Annotated in this window: 6 protein-coding genes and 1 pseudogene; all 7 read right to left on the bottom strand. The window is 61.8% G+C overall.

Features of this window, described 5'->3' with window-relative positions; translation table 11 throughout:
* Positions 1–108: 108 nt before the first annotated feature.
* Positions 109–1504 (bottom strand): annotated as a pseudogene (locus HT737_RS23710) (flagellar hook-length control protein FliK).
* A gap of 106 nt (positions 1505–1610) precedes the next feature.
* A complete protein-coding gene (locus HT737_RS23705; RefSeq protein WP_047292545.1) occupies positions 1611–1958 on the bottom strand; it encodes an Hpt domain-containing protein in 348 nt (115 codons plus the stop codon).
* A 30-nt stretch (positions 1959–1988) separates the two neighbouring features.
* Positions 1989–3692 carry a fused response regulator/phosphatase gene (locus tag HT737_RS23700; RefSeq protein WP_182404127.1) on the bottom strand — a complete coding sequence of 568 codons (1704 nt, stop codon included), beginning with the start codon at positions 3690–3692 and terminating at the stop codon, positions 1989–1991.
* 5 nt (positions 3693–3697) lie between these two features.
* On the bottom strand, positions 3698–4003 hold the full coding sequence (locus HT737_RS23695; protein ID WP_047292541.1) for an STAS domain-containing protein: 306 nt from the start codon (positions 4001–4003) through the stop codon (positions 3698–3700).
* A 153-nt stretch (positions 4004–4156) separates the two neighbouring features.
* Complete coding sequence (gene fliJ / locus HT737_RS23690) at positions 4157–4609, bottom strand: flagellar export protein FliJ (RefSeq protein WP_047292539.1); 453 nt, start codon at positions 4607–4609, stop codon at positions 4157–4159.
* A 6-nt stretch (positions 4610–4615) separates the two neighbouring features.
* Positions 4616–5974 (bottom strand): flagellar protein export ATPase FliI, encoded by a 1359-nt coding sequence (fliI, locus tag HT737_RS23685; RefSeq protein ID WP_047292537.1) that lies wholly within the window; start codon positions 5972–5974, stop codon positions 4616–4618.
* Positions 5964–6770 carry a flagellar assembly protein FliH gene (gene fliH / locus HT737_RS23680; protein ID WP_182404126.1) on the bottom strand — a complete coding sequence of 269 codons (807 nt, stop codon included), beginning with the start codon at positions 6768–6770 and terminating at the stop codon, positions 5964–5966. Before fliH ends, fliI begins: the two co-directional genes overlap by 11 nt.
* Positions 6771–6773 lie beyond the last annotated feature (3 nt).

Raw genomic sequence — 6773 nt, 5'->3', positions numbered from 1 at the left:
TGGGAGCTGGCTTGCCAGCGATAGCGATTGGTCTGACACATTGGTTCTGAATGTGCCGCCGCCATCGCTGGCAAGCCAGCTCCCACAGGTTTTTGTGAACACCTTGAATCAGGCGTAATAGTCGACGGCGCTGCTGCCGATCACGCTGGTGGTTTGTGCAGCGGCTTCGGCCACGCTCACAGGCGCCAATTCATCTTCCGCCGAATCCAGACGCCCACCTGCAGCGCTGGTACGGCCGCTCTGACCGTGCTGCGCCTGTTCCTGACCCTGCTGACCCTGCCAGCCACGACTCTGGTCAGAGACGTTGACGTCAACCTGGCCCATGCCCTGCTGGGTGAACATGTCACGCAGGCGATGCATCTGGCCGTCCAGCGCTTCACGCACACTTGGATGTGCGCTCATGAAGGTCACTTGAGTCTGTTGGTCGGGCACCATGTTCACGCGGATGTCCAGGCGTCCCAACTCTGCCGGCTGCAATTGAATATCCGCCGCCTTCAGATTGGCGCTGGACAGGTACATGACGCGGTTGACGATTTCTTCGGTCCAGCCGCTCTGGTGCATGGCGATCGGTTGATTCACCGGCACCGCGTTCGCGGTTTTCGGCGTAGCCGCCTGAGTCAGCGCCGCCAGACGGTTGGCGAAATCATCGACACGGGTGTCGCTGGTGGCAGCCTTCAGATCTTTCAGGCCATCGTCGATCAGACCGCTGAAGGCTTTCTCGCCGTTCTGACTGGTGCTGTCCTTGTCGGCCTGCACATCGAGCATGCTGGCCATGCCAGCGGCGAAATTCTGCGCTGAAGTCAATTCACCGTCGGCCTGGGTCTGGGCCGGCGTTGCTTTGGGTTGTGCCTGGCTGCTGGCGGAAATGTGGCCGCCCTGCTCCATCGCCATGCGCACCGCCGGCAGCGAATCGAGTGGATCGGCCGCCGGGTCGAAAGCGCTATCGGTCGATGCCGCCGGGTCTTTGACCACGGCTGGCGCAACGGTTGCAGCCACGACCGGCGTCTCGGCCTTGACCGGCTCCGGTGTTGCAGCGACTGGCGCGGGCACCGCCGGTGCAGTCACCAGCGGTTGCATGGTTTGCGCCAGCGCCGGATCCAGCGCCGGATCTACCGGGGTGGTGTCTGCCACTGGCGTCTGCGCGCTATCAGCGGCCGCATCGGTGGCGGCCTTGTCAGCGGCCGCCTGATCATCGGATGCAGTCGAAGCGGTCTTGTCGGCAGGCAAGGCATTGCCGCTATCGGCAACGGCCGGTTGTGTGGCGGCAGACTTGTCCTTGCCGAAATCTTTCTTTGTCGCTGTTGTCGGCAACCTTGTCGCGCGAAGGTTTCAGCGAACTGTCAGCGCTCGCCAGCGTTTTTTTCGGGCCTTGATCGGCGAACACCTGAGCGAAGCTTGAGGCCTTGTCCCCGGTGTCTGCGGCCATGACCGGCGCTTTTGCGGCAGCGGCTTGCGCCTTGGCCTGGGCGGCAGATTGAAGAAGAACATTGGGGGTCGCAGGCATGACACGGTCTCCGCTGCACTGGGATCGTAGGTACAGTTGACGGGGATTATTGCAAGTGTCGGGCCAGTTTTGTCCGGCGCTGGCGAAAAGCGCCGGACGGCAGGATTCAATGCGTGATGGCGTGCTGGCGTTCGTCTTCGTAGACAGGTCGCACATCGGCAAATTCGCTGCTGATGTCCGCCACCAGATCGACGATTTCGGCGGGACTTTTGTTTCTGGCGTCCGCCTCGAGCGCCTGACAGAGCGTCGCCAGTCGCACAGCACCCATGTTGCTGGCGCTGCCCTTGAAACTATGGGCGACCTCGGCCAACACCTTGGCGTCGGCGGTCTTTTGCAATTGATGCAAGCGACTTTCAGAATCGGTCAGGAAGGTATCCAGCAAATCCGGATAGCTGTCTTCCATCACTTCGCGCAACGCATCGAGTACTTCGCGATCCACATGTTGGTCAGTCACTTGTTCACTCCTTGATCAAGAATCGGCGAATTATGCCCTAACCTCCCAGAAAAACTCTACGCAAGCACTGCGACCTTCGTCCGACCAACTGGCGTTATGCCCCAATTGCCGGATCAAGCTGACGCCGCGCCCCGACAGACGGACGCCGTCCAGCGGTCGCTCCATCACGCGCGCCACGTCAAACCCCTTGCCGCTGTCCTCGACGCGGATGACCAGGCAACCACCGGCACCTTGCGGCCTGACTTGCAAATGCACGCGCACATAACCGTCCTGCAACGCCTCGAGTCGTGCATTGCGCTGCTCGTAGTAGCGAGCGAATCCGGCCGCATCACGCTTGAGGCTGGAATCGAGTCCCAGCACGCCATGCTCCAGTGCGTTGGAATACAGCTCGGCAAGCACGCTGTAGATTGCGCCACTCTGGGTGCGCAAGCCATGTACTTCCAGTAACAATTGCAGCAAATATGGCAACGGATTGAAGCGTTTGAGCGTCGCACCGCGAAACTCGAAGCTTACCGACCAGTCCAGCGGACAGGATTGGCCACTGTCGGAATACACCGGCGCCGACGGCACCACCTGCGCCGCCTCCAGCAGACTGATCTCGACCATGCTCACATCGTCGCGGGGCTCGCCACGAAATGCGTGCAAGGCCTGTTCGATCTCGGCGAACAGATTGTCCGGTTCACGATTGGCGGCAAACAGTTGCTGCAAACGCTCGACACCAAACAACCGGTCATCGGCGTCAGTGGTATCGATCACGCCGTCTGACAGCAGGAACACTCGGTCCCCTGCCGCCATGGCCTGCACTTCGGTGCGATCGTCGAATGCCTGCGGGCTGAGCACTCCCAGCGGTAAATGCCGCGCCGGCAGCGGCAGCCGTTCGCCCGTGGCGATCCGGTGCAGATAGCCATCGGGCATGCCGCCGTTCCACACCTCCACAGTACGGCGCTGAAAGCTCAGGCAAAGCATGGTCGCGCAGCAGAACATGTCCACCGGCAGGATGCGCTTGAGCTTGGCGTTCATCTCGCGCAGGGTTTCGGCCAGGCCGTAACCTTTGGCCGTCATGCCGTAAAACACTTCGGCCAACGGCATCGCCCCCACCGCCGCCGGCAGACCGTGGCCGGTGAAATCACCGAGCAGCACATGCATGTCGCCGGCCGGCGTGTAGGCCGCCAGCAGCAGGTCGCCGTTGAACAATGCATAGGGCGATTGCAGGTAGCGAATATTCGGCGCGCTCAGGCAACCCGAATGCGCGACCTTGTCGAACACCGCTTTGGCCACGCGCTGTTCGTTGAGCAGGTAATCGTGATGTTTGGCAATCAGGTCGCGCTGCTGCAGCACCGTGGCCTGCAAACGACGCAAGCGATCCATCGCCTTGATTTTGGCGGCAAGGATTACCTGGTTGTACGGCTTCGCCAGAAAGTCGTCGCCGCCCGCCTCCAGACAGCGCGCCAGCGCTTCGCTTTCGGTCAGCGAGGTCAGGAAGATGATCGGCACCAGGGTTTCCCCCGCCAGCGCCTTGATCTGTCGCGCCGCTTCGAAGCCATCCATCACCGGCATCATTGCGTCCATCAGCACCAGGTGCGGCGGCTGGCGCCGAAACACTTCCAGCGCTTCGGCGCCATTGGCGGCGGTCAGCACTTCATGCCCCTGACGCCGGACGATGGTCGACAACAGTAACCGGTCGGCGGCGCTGTCTTCGGCGATCAGGATCGTCAGCGGCTCTTGTGCCTGCATGACCGTCAACTGATGTCGAACAGTTTGTCGAAGTTGGAGATGGCGAGAATCTTGCGCACGTCGGAGTTGCTGTTGACCACCCGCACGTCCGAGTCGTCGCCGCCGGCGTGATCGCGCAGCAGAAGCAGCATGCCCAGCGCGGAGCTGTCTAGGTAGGTGGCATCCTTCAGATCGACCACGATGGAGTCAGGCTTGTGGTTAAGCCGCTCATAGGCCTCGCGAAATTCCTGATGGCGCCCGAAATCGAACCGCCCCCTGACCGAAATCGTCAGTTTTTGGCCATCCGGAGAGACTTCTGTAACGACTGACATTGACTGGCTTCCTTGTCATTGACGAACGTGTACAAGGTTTAGCACTTGGACAGGGTTGGGGCAAGGCTGGAAGCCAGATCAAAAGATCGCAGCCTTCGGCAGCTCCTACATCAATCACCTGCAGGAGCTGCCGAAGGCTGTGAACTTTTGACATTATTCAAGAGGATCGTGCCGCGGCAAACGCTGCGACAACTCGTCCAGTAATCTCTGCTCGCGCTTGTCTTCGAGGCGTTGCGCCTCTTCGCGGTAGCGCTGCACCAGTTTGCGCAGGCCTTCGACCTTGGCGAACGCCTGCTGCCAGGCGTCTCGCGCCTTGATCAGGTTGTTCTGGTGCCAGACCAGGCTTTGCCGCTGCTGGTCGATCGCAGTGTCCAGTTGCGCGAGAAAGCCGTGATACCCCAGCAGCCATTGTCCGGAAACCCCGTCGCTGCCACGCACGATCCACTGCTCCTGATAATCCAGACGAAAGGCGTCGAGGTCGGCGAGTTTGCTTTCAGCCACCTTGACCTGGCCCTGAAAGTATCCCAGACGCTGGACGGCAGTTTTTTCGGCCTGTTCGGCCATTTCCACCACCGGTGCCAGACGTGCGGCGCGACTCACGGCCATGGCCGGTTACCCGCCCGCCGCAGGCGCGAACAGGGTTTCCAGATAGGCCTGGCTTTCGCCCATGTTGATCTTGTCGTTCAGCCCCTGGCGCTGGTAGCGGGTCAGTTGCGGCTGCAGATTGATCGCCAGATCGGTCTCGCGGTCACCACCGGCGACGTAAGCGCCGACGCTGATCAGATCGCGGCTCTGCTGATAGCGTGACCACAGCTGTTTGAAGTACTGCGCACGCTGCATGTGTTCCGCCGAAACCACCGCCGGCATCACCCGGCTGATCGACGCTTCGATGTCGATGGCCGGATAGTGCCCTTCCTCGGCCAGCCGCCGGGACAACACGATGTGGCCGTCGAGCACGCCCCGCGCCGAGTCGGCAATCGGGTCCTGCTGGTCATCGCCTTCGGACAACACGGTGTAGAACGCGGTGATCGATCCCCCGCCCTTTTCCGCGTTACCGGCGCGCTCCACCAGTTTCGGCAGTTTGGCGAACACCGAGGGCGGGTAACCCTTGGTCGCTGGCGGCTCGCCGATGGCCAGGGCGATTTCCCGCTGGGCCTGGGCGAAACGGGTCAGCGAATCCATCAGCAACAGGACGTTCTTGCCCTTGTCGCGGAAATACTCGGCGATGCGCGTGCAGTACATGGCCGCGCGCAGACGCATCAGCGGCGCATCGTCCGCTGGCGAGGCGACGACCACCGAACGCTTGAGGCCTTCTTCACCGAGGATGTGCTCGATGAACTCTTTCACTTCGCGACCCCGTTCACCGATCAGGCCGACGACGATAATGTCGGCCTCGGTGAAGCGGGTCATCATGCCCAGCAGCACCGATTTACCGACACCGGTACCGGCGAACAGACCCAGACGCTGACCACGCCCGACCGTCAGCAAACCGTTGATGCAACGGATGCCGACGTCCAGCGGTTCGTGGATCGGGTCGCGGTTGAGCGGGTTGATTGTCGGGCCGTCCATCGGCACCCAGTCTTCAGCCTTCATCCCGCCCTTGCCGTCCAGCGCGCGTCCGGCGCCGTCGAGTACGCGACCGAGCATGCTCATGCCCATCGGCAGACGACCGGTTTCCGCCAGCGGTACCACACGGGCGCCCGGGGCAATGCCGGCGACGCTGCCGACCGGCATCAGGAAGACTTTGCTGCCGGAAAACCCCATGACTTCCGCTTCCACCTGGGACGGGTGATAGCTGTCGTCATTGATCACCAGGCAACGTGTGCCCATGGCGGCGCGCAGGCCTTCGGCTTCGAGGGTGAGGCCGACCATGCGCAGCAGACGGCCTTCAAGAATCGGCGCGCCAGCGATGTCAGTGGCGTCGGCATAGGTGCTGAGGCGCTTGGCGAAACTGGTGCGTTCAAGGCGCATCGGGGGTGTCCGCGAGCGGCGCTTGCGGCGCAGCCGCCGATGGGATTTCTTCAGGAATGTCCAGACTCAGATCCGGCGCAGCCGGGTGCAGAGACTGTTCGTGCAACTGGTCAAACAGCTTGCCCATGACCTGGGTGATGCGGGTTTCAATGCTCGCGTCGATGCGGCTGTGCGCGGTTTCAACCCGGCAACCACCGGGCATCAGCGACTCGTCCTCGACGATGCGCCAGGTTTCTTCATGGCGCTCGCGCAAGGCCTTGGCCTGCTCGAAGTCCTGCGGATTGACGTACAGACGCACGTTGTCCACGCCCAACGGCAGCAGCTTGAGCGCGTCGCGCATGACGTGTTCGATCTGGCTGGAATCGATCGCCAGTTCGCGCTTGATCACCTGTCTGGTGATGTGTTGCACGAGGTCGACCAGCGACTTTTCGATCTGGGTGTCTTGCTCGGCAATCGGCTCGAACAGGTGGGTCATCAACTGCTCGAGGCTGGCCAGTTTTGCCGCCAGCGCCACTTCGGCTTCCTGACGCACCTTGAGCGTGGCGCTGTGAAAACCTTCCTTCTCACCGATGCCAAAGCCCTCGTTGTAAGCCTCCTGACGGATGCTTTCGAGTTCTTCCAGAGTCAGTGGCTGGACTTCTTCCAGCGGCACTTCTTCCATTTCCGGCGGTTCGGGCTCCGGCTCCGGTTCGGGTTCCGGTTTCGGCTGATCGAAGCTGGGCAGCGCCCAGGATTCGAAACCACGGACATCGCGGGCGCGGATCAGATCCGTCACTGACTCGTCATGCTTGTCCATGGG

It is taken from the genome of Pseudomonas sp. MD195_PC81_125 (genome assembly GCF_014060985.1).
In the GTDB taxonomy this organism is placed as follows: Bacteria; Pseudomonadota; Gammaproteobacteria; order Pseudomonadales; family Pseudomonadaceae; genus Aquipseudomonas; species Aquipseudomonas parakoreensis.
Note: the sequence above shows the minus strand (reverse complement) of the source record. Positions and strands in the feature narration are given on the sequence as shown.

Bases quoted from the DNA above. Each gene is read 5' to 3' on its own strand.
- HT737_RS23700 (WP_182404127.1), bottom strand. From the start codon at position 3,692: ATGCAGGCACAAGAGCCGCTGACGATCCTGATCGCCGAAGACAGCGCC.
- HT737_RS23695 (WP_047292541.1), bottom strand. From the start codon at position 4,003: ATGTCAGTCGTTACAGAAGTCTCTCCGGATGGCCAAAAACTGACGATT.
- fliJ (WP_047292539.1), bottom strand. From the start codon at position 4,609: ATGGCCGTGAGTCGCGCCGCACGTCTGGCACCGGTGGTGGAAATGGCC.
- fliI (WP_047292537.1), bottom strand. From the start codon at position 5,974: ATGCGCCTTGAACGCACCAGTTTCGCCAAGCGCCTCAGCACCTATGCC.
- fliH (WP_182404126.1), bottom strand. From the start codon at position 6,770: ATGGACAAGCATGACGAGTCAGTGACGGATCTGATCCGCGCCCGCGAT.